At 71.7% G+C, this 18,628-nt stretch carries 16 protein-coding genes; all 16 read left to right on the top strand.

The genetic code is table 11. The annotated features are described in order from the left end of the window. The first annotated feature begins 23 nt into the window (after nucleotides 1-23). The 16 genes from IT347_06485 to IT347_06410 all read left to right on the top strand — a co-directional run bounded on the left by IT347_06485 (nucleotide 24) and on the right by IT347_06410 (nucleotide 18,589). Nucleotides 24-707: a TetR family transcriptional regulator gene (locus tag IT347_06485; GenBank protein ID MCC6349224.1), complete on the top strand. Its 684-nt coding sequence runs from the start codon at nucleotides 24-26 to the stop codon at nucleotides 705-707. A 20-nt stretch (nucleotides 708-727) separates the two neighbouring features. Beyond that, on the top strand, nucleotides 728-1,759 hold the full coding sequence (gene had / locus IT347_06480) for a 6-hydroxycyclohex-1-ene-1-carbonyl-CoA dehydrogenase (protein ID MCC6349223.1): 1,032 nt from the start codon (nucleotides 728-730) through the stop codon (nucleotides 1,757-1,759). Between the two features lie 28 nt (nucleotides 1,760-1,787). Beyond that, on the top strand, nucleotides 1,788-2,891 hold the full coding sequence (gene oah, locus IT347_06475) for a 6-oxocyclohex-1-ene-1-carbonyl-CoA hydratase (GenBank protein ID MCC6349222.1): 1,104 nt from the start codon (nucleotides 1,788-1,790) through the stop codon (nucleotides 2,889-2,891). A gap of 19 nt (nucleotides 2,892-2,910) precedes the next feature. Beyond that, nucleotides 2,911-3,660 (top strand): 3-oxoacyl-ACP reductase FabG, encoded by a 750-nt coding sequence (fabG, locus tag IT347_06470; GenBank protein MCC6349221.1) that lies wholly within the window; start codon nucleotides 2,911-2,913, stop codon nucleotides 3,658-3,660. Nucleotides 3,661-3,673: 13 nt separating this feature from the next. Beyond that, nucleotides 3,674-4,432: an enoyl-CoA hydratase/isomerase family protein gene (locus IT347_06465; GenBank protein ID MCC6349220.1), complete on the top strand. Its 759-nt coding sequence runs from the start codon at nucleotides 3,674-3,676 to the stop codon at nucleotides 4,430-4,432. Beyond that, the gene (locus IT347_06460) at nucleotides 4,429-5,598 is read left to right on the top strand and encodes a 2-hydroxyacyl-CoA dehydratase (protein MCC6349219.1); all 1,170 of its coding nucleotides are present in this window, start codon (nucleotides 4,429-4,431) and stop codon (nucleotides 5,596-5,598) included. Before IT347_06465 ends, IT347_06460 begins: the two co-directional genes overlap by 4 nt. Nucleotides 5,599-5,608: 10 nt before the next feature. Further along, nucleotides 5,609-6,910, top strand: coding sequence for a 2-hydroxyacyl-CoA dehydratase (locus IT347_06455; GenBank protein MCC6349218.1), 1,302 nt, complete (start codon nucleotides 5,609-5,611; stop codon nucleotides 6,908-6,910). Nucleotides 6,911-6,921: 11 nt separating this feature from the next. After that, nucleotides 6,922-7,743, top strand: a complete 822-nt coding sequence (locus IT347_06450) for a 2-hydroxyglutaryl-CoA dehydratase (GenBank protein ID MCC6349217.1) — start codon at nucleotides 6,922-6,924, stop codon at nucleotides 7,741-7,743. Then, nucleotides 7,740-8,579 (top strand): 2-hydroxyglutaryl-CoA dehydratase, encoded by an 840-nt coding sequence (locus tag IT347_06445; protein MCC6349216.1) that lies wholly within the window; start codon nucleotides 7,740-7,742, stop codon nucleotides 8,577-8,579. Before IT347_06450 ends, IT347_06445 begins: the two co-directional genes overlap by 4 nt. Beyond that, complete coding sequence (locus tag IT347_06440; protein ID MCC6349215.1) at nucleotides 8,576-8,932, top strand: hypothetical protein; 357 nt, start codon at nucleotides 8,576-8,578, stop codon at nucleotides 8,930-8,932. Before IT347_06445 ends, IT347_06440 begins: the two co-directional genes overlap by 4 nt. Before the next feature lie 144 nt (nucleotides 8,933-9,076). Next, nucleotides 9,077-11,863 (top strand): hypothetical protein, encoded by a 2,787-nt coding sequence (locus IT347_06435; GenBank protein MCC6349214.1) that lies wholly within the window; start codon nucleotides 9,077-9,079, stop codon nucleotides 11,861-11,863. Between the two features lie 84 nt (nucleotides 11,864-11,947). Further along, nucleotides 11,948-12,724, top strand: a complete 777-nt coding sequence (locus IT347_06430; GenBank protein MCC6349213.1) for an enoyl-CoA hydratase/isomerase family protein — start codon at nucleotides 11,948-11,950, stop codon at nucleotides 12,722-12,724. A gap of 79 nt (nucleotides 12,725-12,803) precedes the next feature. Further along, a complete protein-coding gene (locus tag IT347_06425) occupies nucleotides 12,804-14,324 on the top strand; it encodes an ATP-grasp domain-containing protein (GenBank protein MCC6349212.1) in 1,521 nt (506 codons plus the stop codon). Then, nucleotides 14,321-14,821, top strand: coding sequence for a hypothetical protein (locus IT347_06420; GenBank protein ID MCC6349211.1), 501 nt, complete (start codon nucleotides 14,321-14,323; stop codon nucleotides 14,819-14,821). The genes IT347_06425 and IT347_06420 overlap by 4 nt, the downstream gene beginning before the upstream one ends. Before the next feature lie 156 nt (nucleotides 14,822-14,977). Continuing rightward, the gene (locus IT347_06415) at nucleotides 14,978-16,336 is read left to right on the top strand and encodes a PhoH family protein (GenBank protein MCC6349210.1); all 1,359 of its coding nucleotides are present in this window, start codon (nucleotides 14,978-14,980) and stop codon (nucleotides 16,334-16,336) included. A gap of 132 nt (nucleotides 16,337-16,468) precedes the next feature. Beyond that, the gene (locus IT347_06410) at nucleotides 16,469-18,589 is read left to right on the top strand and encodes an HDIG domain-containing protein (protein ID MCC6349209.1); all 2,121 of its coding nucleotides are present in this window, start codon (nucleotides 16,469-16,471) and stop codon (nucleotides 18,587-18,589) included. Nucleotides 18,590-18,628 lie beyond the last annotated feature (39 nt).

Genomic DNA, 18,628 nt, shown 5'->3' with positions numbered 1-18,628 from the left:
ATTCGGGACCCGGGAGGGACGCGATGGCGCGCCATGGCGAAGTCCGGAAGGCCTCGGCGCACGTGCGCGCGAAGCGCGAGCGGCGGCGCGACGAGATCCTGCGCGCCGCGCTGCAGGCGTTTCGTGAGCACGGCTTCCATCGCGCCACGCTCGACCACATCGCCGAGCGGCTGGGCGTGCGCAAGACCGCCCTCTACCACTACTTTCCCGACAAGGACGCGATCCTTCACGCCTGTCACGTGGACTCGCTGGCACGGCTCGAACGCATCGTCGCGGCGGGCCGCGGGCTCGCGACGCCGCAGCAGCAGCTTCGGCACGTGATCGTCGAGCACGTGCGCGAGGTCACCGACACGGTGGACGGCTCGCCGCTCGCGTTCGAGGTCACGGCGCTGGGCGAGAGGCACCAGGCCGGCGTCCTCGCCGGGCGCGACCGTTACGAGCGGCAGATCCGCCTCATCATCGAGAACGGCATCCGCGACGGTTCGTTCCGCCGCGTGGACGCGAAGGTCGCGACGTTCGCGGTGCTGGGGGCGATCAACTGGGTCGCGCGCTGGTACCGCCCCGGCGGCGCGCTAGACGCGGCCACGCTGGGCGCGCAGTTCGCGGACCACCTGGTGCTCGGGCTCGCGCCCGCGGCGCGGCCGCGCGCCGCGCACAGGGCCCGTGCGTCCGCACGCCCGCGCAGGCCGGGAAAGGTCCGCGCGTGAAGGCCGTGCGCCTGAACGCGGTGGGCGCTCCGCTCGCCCTCGAGGACGTTCCCCTGCCCGAGCCGGGGCCGGAGCAGGTGCGCGTGCGCGTGGCCGGTTGCGGGGTGTGCCACACCGACATCGGCTTCTGGCGCGACGGCGTGCCGACGCGCAGGAGCCTTCCGCTGACGCTCGGCCACGAGGTGAGCGGCACCGTCGAGGCCGCGGGCGAGGCGTTCCGCGCCCTCGTCGGCCGCGAGGTGATCGTGCCCGCGGTCGTGCCGTGCGGGCACTGCGGCCTGTGCCGCGCGGGCCGGGGCAACGCCTGCCGCGAGCAGGTCATGCCGGGCAATGATCTGGACGGCGGCTTCGCGGAGGCCCTCGTCGTCCCCGGCCGCGGGCTGTGCGTGGTCGGGAAACGGCCGGGCTACGACCTCGCCGAGCTGTCGGTGATCGCCGACGCGGTGACGACGCCCTACCAGGCGGTGGTGCGCAGCGGCCTCGGGACCGGCGATCTCGCGATCGTCGTGGGCGCCGGCGGGGTGGGCGGCTACGCGGTCCAGATCGCGGCGGCGATGGGTGCGAAGGTGGTCGCCATCGACGTGGACGGCGCGAGGCTCGCCGCCGTCGCGGCGCACGGCGCGAGCCTGACGCTCGACTCGCGGACCACCGACTTCAAGTCGCTGCGCAAGGCGATCACCGCGAAGGCCGCCGAGTGGGGCTGCCCGCCGCACGGCTGGAAGATCTTCGAGTGCTCGGGCCACACGGCCGGGCAGGAGACCGCCTGGGGACTGCTCGGCCCCGCCGCGACGCTGATGGTCGTCGGCTTCACGCTCGGCAGGATCGAGTTGCGGCTCTCCAACCTGATGGCGTTCGACGCCACCGTGCAGGGCACCTGGGGCTGCCTGCCCGAGCTCTATCCCGCGGCGCTCGAACTGGTGACGGACGGCAAGGTCACGCTCAAGCCGTTCATCGAGCGCCACCCGCTGAGCGCCGGGCCCGAGATGCTGCGGCGCGTCGCCGACCACGAGATTCACCGCCGGGCGATCCTCGTGCCCGACGCGAACCACTGAGCGCCGCCGGGCGCGAAAGGACACGCACATGCTCAGGTCGCACACGCTGGTGCCCGACTGGTCGTTCCAGCACGTGAAGTACGAGCTGCGAAACGCGCTCGACCCGCAGGGCCGCCCGGTCGAGGGGCTGTTCAACGCCTGGATCGTGATCGACAACCCGGCGCAGCTCAACAGCTACACGACCGACATCGCCCGGGAGATCGTGCTCGCCTTCCGGCAGGCGAGCATGGACCGCGGCGTCGTGTGCGTGGTGTTCACGGCGACCGGCGACAAGGCCTTCTGCACCGGCGGCAACACGCGGGAGTACGCCGAGTACTACGCGGGCAATCCGCAGGAATACCGGCAGTACATGCGGATCTTCAACGACATGATCGACTCCATCCTGCGCTGCGACAAGCCGGTCGTGAACCGCGTGAACGGCATGCGCATCGCCGGCGGGCAGGAGATCGGCATGGCCTGCGACTTCACCGTCGCGGTGGACTCCGCCCGCTTCGGGCAGGCGGGGCCCAAGCACGGCTCCGCCCCCGACGGCGGCTCGACCGACTTCCTGCCGCTCTACGTGGGCTTCTCGCACGCCATGGAGAGCTGCCTGCTGTGCGAAACGTGGAGCGCGCACCGGGCCGCGTTCCTGGGACTGGTGAACGAGGTGGTGCCCGTCTATCGCGTGGACGGCCAGTGGACGCCCAACCCGATGGTGGTGACGGACCGGTTCGTGGACGCCTTCGGGCGGATCGTCTACGGCGAGTTCAGGACCGGCGACGAGGCGGCGGCCGCGAAAGCGCTGCTCGCGAAGGCGACGACCGACCTGTCGGCGCTCGACCAGGCGACCGAGCGGCTGTGCACCCGGCTGCTGATGCTCATGCCGGACTGCGTGACCAAGACCCTCAACAGCGTGCGCAAGCACAAGCTCAACCACTGGAACGCGAACAGCCAGACCAACCGCGACTGGCTCGCGCTCAACATGATGACCGAGGGTCGGGCGGGATTCCGCGCTTTCAACGAGGGTCCGAAGGACCGGCGCGAAGTGGACTTCATCAAGCTGCGCCAGCTGCTCGCCGCGGGTCACCCGTGGAACGACGAGCTGCTGCGCGCGATCTCGCCGCAGTTCCACCCGGAGGGCGCGGCGCGCTGAGGCGCCGCCGACGAACGCCATGGATCTCGGACTCGCGGGCCGGACGGCGCTGGTGACGGGCGGGGCGTCCGGCATCGGCGCGGCCACCGCGCTGCGCCTGGCGCGCGAGGGATGCGACATCGCGCTCGTGGACCTGCCCGGCGCGCCGGGCGCGGAGGAAGTGGCCGCGGCCGTGCGAGGCGCCGGCCGCCGCGCGGCCGTTCATGCGGCCGACGTCGCGGAGTTCGCGCTCGCCCGGAGCACCGTCGCCGCGGTGACCGCCGAGTTCGGGCGGCTCGACGTGCTGGTCTGCTGCGCGGGGATCACCGACGACGCGGTGTCCTGGAAGATGACCGAGACGCAGTGGGACCGCGTGCTGGACGTGAACCTGAAGGGTTGCTTCGCCTACTGCGCCGCCGCCGGCGCGCACATGAAACAGGCCGGCGGCGGCCGGATCGTGAACGTGGCGTCCATCAACGGCCTGCGCGGCAAGTTCGGGCAGGCCAACTACGCGGCGTCCAAGGCGGGCGTCATCGCGCTGACGAAGACGCTGGCGCGCGAACTGGGACGCCACGGCGTGACCGTGAACGCCGTCGCCCCGGGCATGGTGCGCACGGCGATGACCGCGGGACTGGCGCCGGAGGTGGTCGAGAAGGCGGTCGCCGAGACGCTCACCGGGCGGCTCGCCGAGCCCGACGATTGCGCGGCGGCGATCGCGTTCCTGTGCGGCGGGCCCGCCGCACACCTGACGGGCCAGGTCGTGCGCGTGGACGGAGGGCAGTGCCTGTGACGAGGAGAACGACATGCCGCTGAACCGCACCCTCGAGGACGGAGTCGCGACGCTGCAGCTCGACCATCCGCCGCTCAACATCCTGACGCGTGCGCTGCTCGGCGATCTGCGCGCCGCGTTCCGGGAGCTGGCGGACGAGCCCGGCCTGCGCGCCGTGGTGCTCACCGCCGCGGGGCGGCACTTCTCGGCCGGCGCAGACGTGGGCGAGCACCTGCCGCCCGAGTACGCCGAGCTGATCCCCGAGTTCGCCGACACCATCGAGACCGTCGCCGCGTTTCCGCTGCCGGTGATCGCCGCGGTGCGCGGGCGCTGCCTGGGAGGAGGTTTCGAGCTCGCGCAGGCGGCGGACCTGATCGTCGCCGGCGAAGGAGCCTCGTTCGGACAGCCCGAGATCCTGCTCGGCGTGACGGCGCCCGCCGCCTGCGTGCTGCTGCCGCGCCGGATCGGCTACGGCGACGCGGCGGCGCTGCTGTTCACGGGCGAGGCCGTGCCGGCGGCGCGCGCGCGGGAGATGGGCTTCGTCCAGCAGGTCGTCGCCGACGACGCGGTCGAGGCCGAGGCCGCGGGACTCGCCAAGCGCATCGCGCGCCACAGCGCGGTGGCGCTGCGCGAGACCAAGCGCACGCTGCGGGAGACGGCGACGCTGCCGCGGGGCGATGCGCTCCGGCACGCGGCCCGCGCCTACGTGGACCAACTGATGGCGAGCCACGACGCGCTCGAGGGCCTGCAGGCCTTTCTCGAGAAGCGTCCGGCCGCGTGGAGGCACCGGTGAACGCGACTCCCCTCTTCCCCGAGTGGCGGGGCAGGGACCTCGACGGGATCCTGCACGCCGCGATCGAGCTGCTCGAGAACACCGACTTCCCGACCGTGAAGCGCTGGCGCGAATCGGGCGGCAAGGTCGTGGGTCACTTCCAGGTCTACTTTCCCGAGGAGATCGCGCACGCCGCCGGCATGCTGCCGTTCAAGATGCGCGGCGCGCCCATCAAGCCGCGGCAGGCGGATTCGCGCTTCGGCTCGTACCTGTGCTCGATCCTCAAGACCTCGCTCGAGCTGGCGCTGTCGAACCGCGTGCCGCTCGAGCTGTTCGTGACCCACCCGATCTGCGACGCGGCCCGCAACCTGGCGGGCGTGTTCGGACGCAATTTTCCGTACCCCTGCCAGATTCTCTACCTTCCGCAAAACGCCACCTCGCCGGCGGCGCGCGAGTACCTGCGCGGCGAGTACGACCGGGTGCGAGAGCTGTGCGGCGAGATCGCCGGCCGTGAGGTCACCGACGAGCGCCTGCGCGCCGCGATCGGGGTGTTCGATCGCAATCGCGCGCTGCTGCGCGAGCTGTACGCGATCAAGCGCGGGACGCCGTGGCTCGTGGCCGCGCACGAGGCCTACGCGCTGACCGCGATCGCGGGGCTGGTGCCGCGCGAGGAGCACAACGAGCTGCTCGAGGCGGTGCTGCCGCTGCTGCGCGCGCGCGGGACGCATCCGCAGGACCGGGTGCGGGTGGTGTTCGAAGGCGGCTTCTGCGAGCAGCCGCCGTTCGAGCTGATCCGCTCGATCGGCCGCTCGTGCTACGTCGTGGACGACGACTTCCTCATCGGCCTGCGCTGGCTGCTCGAGGACGTGGGCACGCAGGGCGATCCGCTGGACGCGCTCGCGGACGCGTACCTGAACCGCTCGAGCTACAGCCCCGTCCAGCACGACCCGCGCAAGCTCAAGGAGGCGATGCTCCTGGAGCGCGTCCGGGGCGCGAACGCGCAGGCGGTGATTCTCGCCGCCGCGAAGATGTGCGAGCCCGGGCTCGAGGAGCAGGTGGCGTACGTGCACGCCCTCGACGAGGCGAAGCTGCCGTACTTCGTGACCGAGTTCGAGGAGAACATGACCAGCTTCGACACGCTCGAGATCCAGCTCGAGACGTTCGTCGAGAACCTGCTGTTCGTCTGAGGGAGGCGGCATGGACCAGACCCCGGAAGTGGACGGAATCGTCGGCCGCGGGAACCGCGAGGGCGCGCGGCTCTTCCGGCTGTGGTTCGACGGCCTGGGCGCCGCCGCCGAGGAGGGGCGGGACGGCGCCTACGTGTTCGTGATGGGCAGCCTCGGCGAGCTGCTCACGGCGTTCGACCTGCCGATGGTGTTCCCGGAGATCAACTCGCTGCAGACCGCGGTCCGCCGGCAGGCGCACGAGTACCTGAACGAGGCCGAGGACATCGGTTACTCGCCGGACATCTGCGGCTACGTCAAGGCCGACGTGGCGACACAGCGGCGCGGCGGCATGCTGCCGATGGGCCGGGTCCCGAAGCCGGCCATCGCGGTGCTCACCAACGCCTGCAACACCTACATCAAATGGGCCGAGATCTGGGAGCGCATGTACCACATGCCGACCTACGTGCTCGACATTCCGGCGTCGCGCCAGGACGGGCATCCCGTTCACCGTGGCGCCCCGGGGTTCGAGCGTGACCGCCGTTACGTCGCCGCGCAGCTGCGTGAGCTGATCGGCCTGCTCGAGACGACGACGGGGAAGGCGTTCGACGTGGACCGGCTGCGCGAGGCGATGGGGCACGCGAACAGCATGAGCCGCTCGTGGAAGCGCGTGATCGAGCTGAACCGCAGCCGGCCGTCGCTATTCAACGCGCTCTCGGACGGCACCATCTACCTCGGCGTGTGCAACGGCTTCCGCGGCCAGGAGGCCGGCGCGCGCTACTTCGAGGAGCTGGTCGAGGAGCTGGAGCACAAGCGCGCCCACGGCATCGGCACGCTCGTGGACGAGAAGTTCCGGCTCGTGTTCGTGGGCGTGCCGTGCTACCCGATCTTCCGCCGCTTCACCGAGCTGTTCTCCGAGCACGGCGGGACGTTCGTGAACTCGACCTACCTGTGGTTCGCCTCGGGCGGCACCAACCTCGGTTTCGAGTACGACCTGAAGGACCCGATCGAGAGCCTCGCCGAGGGGGTCCTCGTCGGCTGCAGCGACGCGATGGACAGCATGTTCTTCCAGACCCGGGCGCTGGATTCGATCATCGGCGAGTTCGCGGTGGACGGGGTGATCTACCACCCGATCAAAAGCTGCCGCACCACGTCCACCGGACTCGCCGACAACCGGCGCGCCCTGATGGAGCTGCGCGACGTGCCGAGCCTGTTCATCGAGTCCGACATGATGGACCGGCGCGTCGTGTCCGAGGCGCAGCTCAAGAACCGGATCGACGCCTTCTTCGAAGGCCTCCAGTCCCGCCGCCAGCAGACCGCGGCCGGCATCTCCTGAGGGGAGGGCACATGGCGTACGCAGCGGGAGTGGACGTCGGCTCGACGCAGACCAAGGCGGTCGTCGTGGACGAGCAGGGCCGGATCGTCGGCCGGGCGCTGACCATGACGGGAGCGAACGTCACGCAGGCCGCCGAAGAGGCGTTCGGCGTCGCGCTGCGCGACGCGAACGTCGAGGAGGGCGAGGTCGAGTACGTGATCGGGACCGGCTACGGCCGCTACAAGGTCACGTTCGGCAACACGCAGGTCACCGAGATCAGCTGCCACGGCCGGGGGGCCGTGCACATGTTCCCGGCCACGCGGACGGTCGTGGACATGGGCGGCCAGGACACGAAGGCCATCCGTGTCTCGCCGCGCGGCGAGATTCTCGATTTCTGCATGAACGACAAGTGCGCCGCCGGCACGGGCCGCTTCCTCGGCGCCGCCTCGGCCGCCCTCGAGATCCCGCTCGACCAGCTCGGCACGGTGGCGCTGCGCGGCGAATGGCCGGTGAAGATCTCGACGACCTGCACGGTGTTCGCCGAGTCCGAGGTGCTGAGCTGGCTCGGCAAGGGCAAGCGCATCGAGGACATCCTGCTCGGCGTGCACCAGAGCATCGCCGGCCGCTCGACCGGCCTGCTGAGCCGCGTCGGCATCGAGCCCGAAGTGACCTTCACCGGCGGCGTGGCGAAGAACATCGCCATGATCGAGTCGCTCGAGAAGGCGATGAACTGCAAGGTCAACGTCAGCGAGGAATCGCACTTCATGGGCGCGCTGGGCGCCGCGCTCTTCGCCCTCGACCACATCCGCGCGAGCCGCACGCCGGCCGCGGCCCGACAGGGGACACCGTCATGAGGATCACCGCCGGCATCGACGTGGGCTCCACCTACACGAAGGCGCTCGTCTGCGACGAGTACGGCGCTGTGCTCGGCCGCGCGCTCGAGCCCACCGGCTTCCGCCTCACCGAGGTCGCCAACCGCACGCTCGACGCGGCGCTGGCGCAGGCCGGACGCCGCCGCGGCGAGCAGGCGTACGTGGTGGCCACCGGCTTCGGCCGCCACCAGGCGGCGTTCGCGGACATCCACGTCACCGATCTGACCGCCGCCGCGCGCGGTTGTTCGAAGCTGTTCCCCGGCACGCGCACCATCCTCGACGTCGGCGGCCAGACCATGAAGGCCACGCGGCTCACTCCCGAGGCGCGGGTGCATTCATTCCGGCTCAACGACAAGTGCGCCGCCGGCACCGGCGCGTTCCTCGAGAAGACCGCGCGCTACATGGGCTTTTCCACCGAGGAGATCGGGCCGCTGGTCGAGACCTCGAAAGGCACGACGAACATCTCGGGCGTGTGCGCGGTGTTCGCCGAGTCCGAGGTCATCAACCACCTGTCGCAGGGGGTCGCGCCCGCCGACATCATGCACGGTGCCATCGTCTCGCTGGTCGGCCGCTCGGTGCAGCTCATGAAGCGCGTCAAGCTCGAGCCCGAGTACACGCTGATCGGCGGCATCATGCGTTTCCCCGCCATGGGCCGGGTCGTGCGGGAGGCGCTGCAGGCGGACGTCAACCTGCCGGCCGGCGACCTCGTCCAGTTCGCGGCCGCCTACGGCGCCGCCCTGCTCGGGCAGCGGCGGCTCGACGTGCTGGGCATGAGCGGTGCGCGCGCGGAGGCGGGCGCGACCGGGGGGCGCGGGTGAGACCGCGGGGCGGCTCGCGGGAGGGTTGCGAGGGCGCCGGCGACGATGCCGGGCCCCCGGCGCGTCCGCTCAGTTCGATCGTGCGCGGCGAGGCGGTTCGCGCCGAGGCCGAGTCCCGCATCCAGCCCGACCCGGCCCGCGTCGCGGACGGCTGGGAACGCCGGTTCGTGATCGAGCGCGCCCGCGCCGCCGACCTGGTGGCGCTCTACGAGGCGAGCGGTTACGAGGTCGCCGTGGACGCCGTCGCCCCCGAGCTGCTCGAGGACGAATGCGTGGATTGCCGGCTCGTCCTCCACCTCGCCTACGTCCAGGTCTACACGCGGCGGGGCCCGCTACGCCCAATGGATCCTTGAATTCCCCGCAATCGCCACCGGATACTTCCGGAGTCGGACGCTGAATTCGGCCGGGGTCGGCCGCCCATCCCGGACCCCCGATCCCGAGGAACAGGCTCCGCAAGGCGGAACCGCCCTTTTCTACCCTCGAAGGGAAGGTGACCCATGGCCCGCTGGTTCGCCCGCACTCTGCCCTCGCCCCGACACCGCGCTCTGCTCGTCGCGCTCGCCCTGCTCGCCTCGCCGCCTGAAGTTCGCGCGACCGACGTGGACGGCGGAAACGATTGCGCCGAGAGTCGGGAGGACTGGGGCGACGCGCCCGAGGGAATCCCCGCGTACCCGGGCGTGCTGGCGTGCTTCCCGACCTGCTCGATCGCCGGCCCGGTCGGGACTCAGACCTTCGTCTGCCCGCCGCGCGGCACCGCGCCCGGACCGGCCGGCTTCGTCCGGCACGTCCTCCCGGCCGGCCAGCATCCGTTCTGGCTGGGGTGCTTCGCGGGGAATGGCGGCATTGACAGCGACCCCGACGGCAAGGTGAATGCCAGCGGCACGCCCGTGAGCGATTGCTCCGGCAGTGCTGTGGACTGCACCGAGAGCGCCTTCGGTCTCACGTTCGGCCAGGACGAGTGCTACGGCTCGAACGACGCGGGGATCGCCGCGGCCGTGTCATTCACCGCCTGTTCGCCCTCCAACGTGACGTTCAACGTCACGAGCTGCGATCCCGACCAGCCGCGCACCGTGTACCTCAACGTGCTCGTGGATTGGAACCGCGACGGCGACTGGAACGACAACTTCCAGTGCCCCGGCCAGCCCGACTGCGCCCACGAGTGGGCGGTGAAGAACGTCGCCTTCGCGATCGGCACGGGCTGCACTTCGCTCACGTCTCCGGACTTCCTCGCCGGTCCGTCGGCGGGCGAGGGCTGGATGCGGATCACGGTCAGCGACGGGCCGGTGAACGACGACTTCCCGTGGGCCGGGGTCGAGACCGATCCGGTCCCGGAACTGCACAACGGCGAAACCGAGGACTACCCGGTGACGATCGCCAATCCGACGGGCGCGAACTGTCCCGACACCTACGACGACCGCGGCGACGCGCCCGAGGGCGTGCCGGCGTACGGCGGCGCGGTGATCGGCGCGTTCCCGACCTGCATGAGCGGCTCGCCCGCCGGCGCGCAGGACCTCGCCTGCGGCGCGATCAGCACGCTTCCAGGCCCGCTCGCGGGCAGCGTGCTGCACCTCACGCGACCCGGCGATCCGCGCTTCTGGTTCGGCTGCGGCGACCCGGCGGCGGGCTGGAGCGGTGTGGACTCCGAACCCGAGGGCAAGGTGAACACGACGGGCCCCGGAGCGAGCGACTGCGACGGCGTGACGCCGGTGGACGTCGCCGAGCCCGCGCCCTTCGGGACGTTCGGGCAGGACGAGGCCATCGGCGACCCCGACGGCGACGCCGGCCTGCGCGCTCCGGTCACGTTCACGATCTGCTCGCGCGACTCGGTGGACCTGCTCGTCATGAACTGCGACACGGGCGAGTTCACGTTCGCCTACCTCAACGTGCTCGTGGACATGAACGCGGACGGCGACTGGAACGACAATTTTCGCTGCGGCGCCGAGTGCGCCTTCGAGTGGGCGGTCAAGAACCGTCCCGTCGCCCTGCCGCCCGGCTGCACGACGCTCAACACCGGCTCGTTCCTCGTCGGCCCGAACGCCGGCCCCGCGTGGATGCGCACCACGCTGACACTGCAACCGGTGGGCGACGACTTCCCGTGGAACGGCTCGGCGTCCGCGCCGGGCGGCGCGTTCGCCTGCGGCGAGACCGAGGACCATCCGGTGACGATCGCGGGACCCGACACGTGCGCTGTGTCCTACGAGGACTTCGGCGACGCGCCCGAGAAGCTGGACGCCTACCTCTCGGGTGTCGTCGGGGCGTTCCCGACCTGTCTCGGCGTCGGCCCGGCCGGCACGCAGGAAGTGCAGTGCGGCGCCGCCCCGGGCACGCCCCCCGGACCGACCGGCCACGTGCGGCACCTGGCCACGCCCGCGGACCCGGCCCACTTCTGGCTCGGCTGCGGGCAGTACGTCGTGCCGCTTTCGGCGGTGGACTCCGAAACCGACGGGAAGGTGAACATTGGGGCCGGGTCGGGCGGCCCATCGTCGTGCGACCCGAGCGTCGCCACCGACTGCATGGAGAGCCTGATCGGCCTCTCCATGAACCAGGACGAGTGCCTGGGCGACCTGGACGCCGGGCTCACCCAGCCCAAGCATTTCGCGCAGTGCTCGCTCGGCGTCGTGAACGTGGAGGCGTACAACTGCGACCAGCAGGATGCGGCCGCGGTGCTCAACGTGCTGGTGGACTGGAACCACGACGGCGACTGGAACGACGTGCTCGCGCCCGCGTGCGGCCAGACGGCGTGCACGCCCGAGTGGGTCGTCAAGAACCTCGCCGTGGCGCTGACCCCGGGCTGCAACTTCCTCCAGACGCCCGCGTTCCAGACGGGCCAGTACCCGGACCGCTCGTGGATGCGGGTCACGCTCACCCCGGCGGCGGTGGCGGACGATTTCCCGTGGAACGGTTCGGCGAGCGAACCGGGCGGGTTCTACGCGGGCGGTGAAACCGAGGACCATCCGGTGAACGTCACGGTTCGCACCACCGGGGTGACGGCCGGTCTGCCGGGCCGCGGTGTGTGGCTCGGGGCCGCCGCGCCGAATCCATCGCGCGACGGCTTCACGATCGGCTGGTCGCTGCCGGTGGACGCCGACGTCTCGCTGGCCGTGCACGACCTCGCCGGGCGCCGACTCGCGACGCTGGCGAGCGGGCGCGTCGCGGCGGGCGCGCACACCTCGCGCTGGAACTGGACCGACACCGACGGTCGCCCGCTCGCGGCGGGCCACTACGTCGTGCGCCTGCGAGTCGGCGACGAAGTACAATCGCGGAGCGTCGTGCGGGTGAGGTGAGGGCGGGCCGGAGCGGCGCGCCGGCCGGGCCCCCGGCGCGCCGCCCTGTCCATCGTTGATCGAGCCCCCGACTCCGGAGCCCGCATGCCGCTGGTCGAAGTCGAACGTGAAGGCGCGCTCGCGCGCGTCTGGTTCAACCGCCCCGAGGTCCACAACGCCCTGTCCGCCGCCATGGGCGCCGAGCTCACGGCCGCGCTCCACGAACTGGCCCATGACCCGGGCGTGCGCTGCGTCGTGCTGGGCGGGCGGGGGCCGTCGTTCTGCGCCGGTGCCGACATCGCCGAGATGAAGGCGGCCGGCGCCGCGACGTTCGAGCAGAACCTGGCCGGTGCGGAGAAGCTGGGCGGCATGTTCGCCGCCCTCGCCGACTTTCCCCGGCCGGTCGTGGGCCGCGTGCACGGCGGGGTGCTGGGTGGCGGCGTCGGCTTCGCCTGCGCCTGCGACATCACCGTGGCCAGCGACGACGCGAAGTTCGGCCTCAGCGAGGTGCGGCTCGGGATCCTGCCCGGCCTGATCTCGCCGTACGTGATCCGCCGCCTCGGCGACCGCGCCGCACGCGAGCTGATGCTGACCGGCGAGCGCTTCGGGGCCGCCGACGCGCTGCGGCTGGGTCTGGTGCACCACGTCGTTCCCGCCGCCGGACTGGACGCGAAGGTGAACGAGCGCGTCGCCGAGCTGCTCAAGGGAGGCCCCGAAGCGCAGAAGCGGATCAAGACGCTGCTCGAGCTGTACGCCGATTCGAGCTGGGAGGAGTACCGCGCCGCGCTCCCCCGCGCGCTCGCCGAAGCGCGCCGCGGCGACGAGGCCCGCGAGGGGCTCGCGGCGTTTCTCGACAAGCGTCCGCCGAAGTGGAGCGCGTAGCGGGCGCCCCGGACGCGCCGCGCCGGTGCCGCGACGCGCTCGCGCCGTGCGGCGTCCGTGCCGTAGGCTGCGCCCGGCCATGACCGCGCCCTTCCGGAAAGTGCTGATCGCCAACCGCGGCGAGATCGCCTGCCGCATCGCCTCGACGCTGCAGGAGATGGGCATCCGTTCGGTCGCGATCTTTTCCGCGGCCGACCGCGGCGCCCTGCACACGCGGGTCTGCGACGAAGCGTTCCTCGTCGGCCCCGCCGAGGCGCGGGCCTCGTACCTGAACGTCGAGGCCATCCTCGAGGCGGCGCGCGCCAGCGGGGCGCAGGCGATTCACCCGGGGTTCGGATTCCTCGCCGAGAACGCCGCGTTCGCCGCGGCGGTCGAAGCGGCCGGGCTGGTCTTCATCGGTCCGACCGCGGAACAGATCCGGGCCATGGGCGACAAGCGCGCGGCGCGCGCGATCGCGGCGCGGGCCGGCGTTCCGATCGTGCCGGGCGCCGAGGGGGCCGACGCCGACGAGCTGGCCGCCGCGGCCCGCGGGATCGGCTACCCGGTGATGGTGAAGGCGGCGCTCGGCGGCGGCGGCAAAGGCATGAGCTCGGTCGCCGACGAGGCCGGGCTGCGGGAAGCGGTGGAATCGGCACGGCGCCTGGCGCAGTCGGCGTTCGGCGACGCCAGCGTGTACCTGGAGAAGCGCCTCGACCACGCCCGCCACATCGAGGTCCAGGTGCTCGGCGACGGACAGGGCAACGCGGTGCATCTGTTCGAGCGCGAGTGCTCGCTGCAGCGGCGGCACCAGAAGGTGATCGAGGAGGCGCCCTCGGTCGCGATCACGGCCCGCCAGCGCGCCGAGCTGACCTCCGCCGCCGTGCGGCTCGCCGAGTCGGTCCGCTACCGCGGTGCGGGCACGATCGAGATGCTGCTCGCGCCCGATGGCGGCCACTACTTCCTCGAGATGAACACGCGCCTGCAGGTCGAGCATCCGGTGACCGAGTTCATCACCGGAGTGGACCTGGTGCGCGCCCAGGTGCACGTCGCGGCCACGAATACGCTGCCGTTCGGTCAGGACAAGCTGCGCCACCGCGGTCACGCGGTCGAAGCGCGCGTCTACGCCGAGGATGCCTCGCGCGGATTCGTGCCGCAGTCCGGCAGGGCGGTCAAGGTGCGCTGGCCGCACGGACCGTTCGCGCGCGTGGATCGCGGGATCGAAGCCGGCGACGAGGTGACCATCCACTACGATCCGATGCTGGCGAAGATCATCGCCTACGGGCCGACGCGCGAGACGGCGCTCGCGCGGCTCGCCGGGGCGCTCGACGCGACCCGGGTGCACGGCCTGGTCACCAACCTGCCGTTCCTGCGCGCGCTCGTGCGATCGGAGGCCGTGGCGAAGGCGGCCTTCGACACGGAATGGATCGAGCGCGAGTTCCTGGCGGGTTTCGAAGAGCTTCTGCGCGCGCCCGCGCCCGACCTCGCGCTCGCGGCCGCGGCGCTCGCCGAGGTGGTGGGCGCCGGACGCGAGGCCGACGCCGGCGGCGCGACGCCGTCCGCCGCGCCGCGCGATCCGTTCGCGACGCTGGGGCGCTGGCGTGCGCCGGGGCTCGACGCGTGAAGAGCGCCTGGCGGGACGGCGAGCGCGTGCGCGAGGTCGAGCTCGAGCCGCGCGGCGGCGCGATCTGGCGAGTGCGCGTGGACGGCGCCGAGTTCGACGTCGCCGCCGAGCCGCTCGAGGGCGGCCGCATGCGACTGCGAACCGATCGCGGCGACACGATCGCCGAGGTCACGGCCGTCGGCGCGCGGCGCTTCGTGCGCGTCGGCACGCTCGAGTTCGTGCTCGATCGCGAGAGCGCGGCGCGAAGTTCCGGCGCGCGGCTGCAGCAGGGAATGAGCGCGCCGATGACCGGCGTGGTGACGCGCGTGCTGGTCGCGCCGGGGGACACGGTCGTCAGGGGGCAGCCGCTCGTGGCGCTCGAAGCGATGAAGATGGAGCACATGATCCGCGCGCCCCGCGAGGGCCGTGTGAAGGCGGTGCACGCCACGGCGGGCGCGATGGTCCAGGGCGGCGTCGAACTGGTCGAGCTCGACCCCGAAGCCGCGCAGGCCGGCTGAGGCGGCCAGGCCGCTTCGGCGACCCTCGCCGTCCGCGCCGGGGCGGCGCTGCCGCCCGAGGAGTCCATCCGGGGTGATTGCAATCCCCGCTCCAGTCCGCCGCTGTCCTGCCGATACCTTGCAGGCGGACACTGCGAATTCGCAGGAACCTGTGGAATGGTCCGAGTCGGTTTGTTACGTTCCGGTCGCCGCAGGAAGCACACGGCGTCGGGACGCCCCCCTCTCGTCCAGAGGAGGCAGGCGCCCCTTGAGCACAGACCCAGGGCACCTCGAGTTGACCCAACGACTCGCCGTAAAAGGCCCGAGACGGTTCGAGCTCTTGACCCGGCTCCCGAGGTGGGAGTCCCAGGGTCGGGAGTTTCGTGCTTTTCGGGACCGGAGAAGCGCAGAGTGATCGTCCGCAAGTTTCCCATCGAGCATCTCGATCCCATCTCCCTGCTGGGGCAGAACGACTCCAACCTCCGCCAGATCGAACGGGCGATTCCGGTGCGCATCACCCTGCGCGACGGAACGCTCACCGTGGCCGGCGAGGAGGACGACGTCATGCCCGCGGCGACCGCGATCGGCGAACTGGTGCAGCTCGTCGAGCGCGGCCGAGTCATCGAGGAGGCTGACGTGGCGACTGCCCTCGGACAGACGCGGCGCGACCGCGACGACGAGCACGAACGGAACGGCAATGGCAACGGGCACGGACGGCCCAGCCTGGTCGAGGCCTACGAGGGCGCGCCCGGGTACACCTTCGACCGCAAGGCGGTCCGGCCGCGCACGCCCACGCAGGCTCTCTACCTCAAGGCGCTCGAAGCGAACGACGTGGTCTTCGGCATCGGCCCCGCCGGTACCGGCAAGACCTATCTCGCGGTCGCGGCCGCCGTGGCGGCGCTGCGCGGCAAGAAGGTGGATCGCATCATCCTCGTGCGCCCCGCGGTCGAAGCCGGCGAGAGCCTGGGCTTCCTGCCGGGCGACATGCAGGAGAAGGTGGATCCGTATCTCCGCCCCATGTACGACGCGCTGGCGGATCTCATGTCGTACGACAAGATGCGCCGCTTCCTGGAGATGGGCGTCATCGAAATCGCGCCGCTCGCGTTCATGCGCGGACGCACGCTGAGCAACGCGTACGTGATCCTCGACGAGGCGCAGAACACGACCGTGCGGCAGATGAAGATGTTCCTGACCCGCATGGGGGTGAACTCGCGCGCCGTCATCACCGGCGACCTCACCCAGATCGACCTGCGCAATCCCGAGACCTCGGGGCTCGTGAAGATCCAGGCGATTCTCGGCCACGTGCCCGAGATCAAGTTCGTCTACTTCCATCCCGAGGACGTGGTGCGCCACCGGCTCGTGCGCGACATCATCCACGCCTTCGACAGCTGGCACGCCCGGTCGGAGGCCGACGCCGACGACGGCGTGGGCACGTCGCTCGACCCGCAGTCGCCGCCGGCGGCACGGTCCGGGAGCGAGGAGCCCGCGGAATCCGCGGCCGAACCCGCGGGTGACTCGGGCGGTCCGGCCGCGTAGAGTTCGCGCGACGCCGACACACCCGGGGGCCCTACCCTGAGCACACTGGACACGGGATCCGTTCCCGCGCTGCCGGATCGCGCGAGGCAGATCCGCTGGGGCTATTACGCCGCCCGCTTCGGGCTGGTGGTCGTGCTGCTCGCGGCCGCCGCGCTCCTGCCGACCGGCCGCGGCCAGTGGGAGCGCCTGCGGCTCCGCGAGGGCGAGATCGCGCGCGAGCGCGTCGTCGCGCCCTACGACTTCCCGGTGCAGAAGGACGAGGCGACGCTGCGGCGCGAGCAGGAGGAGGCCGGCACCGCCGTGCCGCCGGTGCTCGTCGTGGACGCCCGGGCGCAGGCCGAGGTGCTGAACCGCTGGGCCACCTTCGAGGAGCAGGCCCTCGCCGCCCTCGCCGACACGCGCCTGGGCCCGGACGACCGGCTCGCGCGCCTGCGGGCGCTGGGAGTTCCCCTGGAAGGGGAGGCCGCCGAGGCCTTCGCCTCACCCGGCCGGGCGCGGCGCGTGCTTCACGAACTCGGGCCGTGGCTGAGCGATCTGGTGCGCGCCGGCATCGTCGCCGAGAAGAAGACGGGGTTCGTGCTGGGCTATCGCACCGTCGCCCTGCGCGAGGGCGAGACCGAGGCTCCCGCCTCGTCGGGTCGCTTCTACGAGCCGCGCGAGGCGCTCGAACGCATCGGCGCGCGGGCGCGCAGCACGTTCATCGGCGACCCGCGCGCGGTGCAGCTCGCGATCGAGCTCGCGCGGCCATTCGTCCAGCCGACCGTCATGTACGACCGCGCCGAGACGGAATGGCGGCGCGTCCAGGCCCAGGGCGCGGTGCGGGGCGTGATCGGCACGGTCAAGAAGGACGAGCTGATCGTGGACGCGAACCAGCGCGTCACCCACGACGCGGTGCTCAAGCTGCGCTCGCTGCGGAACCTGGAACTCGCCAAGAGCAACCAGAGCGAGTTCCTCTATCCGCCGGTCGCGCGCATGCTGCTCATGCTGCTGTTCATCGCGGCGTTCCTGACCTACCTGCGCATGGAACTGCTGCACGTCTATCGCGACAACGGCATGCTGGCGATGTTCACGCTGCTGACGCTGGCCGTGCTCGGCTCGATCGTCGCGCTCGTCAACTGGGGCGGGCAGTCGGAGTTCACGGTTCCGCTCGCGCTCGCGCCGCTGGTCGTGGCGTCGCTGCTCGAGAAGCGGCCGGCGCTGGTCTTCACGCTCATGCTCGCCGTGCTCGCGACCGCGGTCGCCGAGCTGCGCGCGCCGTTCGTGCCCGTGGCGATGATGGGCGGAGTGACCGCGACCTACTCGGTTTCGCGCCTGCGCCACCGCTGGCACTTCGTTCGCGCCTTCTTCGCGATCGCGCTCGCCAACCTGGCGGCCATCCTCGCCTGGGACCTCGCGCGGCTCAGTCCGACGCACACCCTGCTCGTGGACGGGCTGGCCGGAACGCTCAACGCCTTCGTCGCGACGCTGTTCGCGTTCCTGCTGCTGCCGCTGGTGGAGAGCACCTTCCGCCTGACGAGCGACATCACGCTGCTCGAGCTCTCGGACCTGAACCGGCCGCTGCTGCGGCGCATGCAGCTCGAGGCGCCGGGCACGTACCACCACAGCATGGTCGTCGGCTCGCTCGCCGAGGCGGCGGCCGAGGCGATCGGCGCGAACTCGCTGCTCGCGCGCGTCTCGGCCTACTACCACGACATCGGCAAGCTGGCGAAGCCGGAGTACTACGCGGAGAACGAACCGGCCGCCTCGCGCTCGCGGCACGAGAAGCTGACGCCCTCGATGAGCGCGCTGGTCGTGAAGTCGCACATCACCGAGGGGCTCGAGTTCGCCCGCAAGCAGCGGCTGCCGCGCGCCGTGCGCAACGCGATCCCCGAGCACCACGGCACCATGGTGATGGCGTTCTTCTACCACAAGGCGCTCGAGGCCGACGCGACGGCGCGGCGCGAGGACTACAGCTATCCCGGGCCGCGGCCGCGTTCGCGCGAGACCGCCATCCTGATGCTCGCCGACGGTGTCGAGGGCGCATCACGGGCGCTCGCCGAACCCACCCCGAGCCGCATCCGCGGCCTCGTGCAGCGCATCATTGACGAGCGCGTGCGCGACGGGCAGCTCGACGACTGCGGCCTGACGCTGCAGGAGCTGGCGCGGATCCGCGAGGCGTTCATTCCCGTCCTGACCGCGATCTTCCACGTGCGCGTGCCGTACCCCGAGACGGCGCGGCGCACGTCGCGCGAGGACGCGCGCCGCGACGCGTAGCCCGCGCGCGACGACGGCCGCCTCCCCCGGGTCGGGGGA

This window comes from Candidatus Eisenbacteria bacterium, assembly GCA_020847735.1.
GTDB lineage: Bacteria > Eisenbacteria > RBG-16-71-46 > RBG-16-71-46 > RBG-16-71-46 > CAIXRL01.
Note: the sequence above shows the minus strand (reverse complement) of the source record. Positions and strands in the feature narration are given on the sequence as shown.

Bases quoted from the DNA above. Each gene is read 5' to 3' on its own strand.
- IT347_06485 (MCC6349224.1), top strand. From the start codon at position 24: ATGGCGCGCCATGGCGAAGTCCGGAAGGCCTCGGCGCACGTGCGCGCG.
- oah (MCC6349222.1), top strand. From the start codon at position 1,788: ATGCTCAGGTCGCACACGCTGGTGCCCGACTGGTCGTTCCAGCACGTG.
- fabG (MCC6349221.1), top strand. From the start codon at position 2,911: ATGGATCTCGGACTCGCGGGCCGGACGGCGCTGGTGACGGGCGGGGCG.
- IT347_06465 (MCC6349220.1), top strand. From the start codon at position 3,674: ATGCCGCTGAACCGCACCCTCGAGGACGGAGTCGCGACGCTGCAGCTC.
- IT347_06455 (MCC6349218.1), top strand. From the start codon at position 5,609: ATGGACCAGACCCCGGAAGTGGACGGAATCGTCGGCCGCGGGAACCGC.
- IT347_06450 (MCC6349217.1), top strand. From the start codon at position 6,922: ATGGCGTACGCAGCGGGAGTGGACGTCGGCTCGACGCAGACCAAGGCG.
- IT347_06445 (MCC6349216.1), top strand. From the start codon at position 7,740: ATGAGGATCACCGCCGGCATCGACGTGGGCTCCACCTACACGAAGGCG.
- IT347_06435 (MCC6349214.1), top strand. From the start codon at position 9,077: ATGGCCCGCTGGTTCGCCCGCACTCTGCCCTCGCCCCGACACCGCGCT.
- IT347_06430 (MCC6349213.1), top strand. From the start codon at position 11,948: ATGCCGCTGGTCGAAGTCGAACGTGAAGGCGCGCTCGCGCGCGTCTGG.
- IT347_06425 (MCC6349212.1), top strand. From the start codon at position 12,804: ATGACCGCGCCCTTCCGGAAAGTGCTGATCGCCAACCGCGGCGAGATC.
- IT347_06415 (MCC6349210.1), top strand. From the start codon at position 14,978: ATGGTCCGAGTCGGTTTGTTACGTTCCGGTCGCCGCAGGAAGCACACG.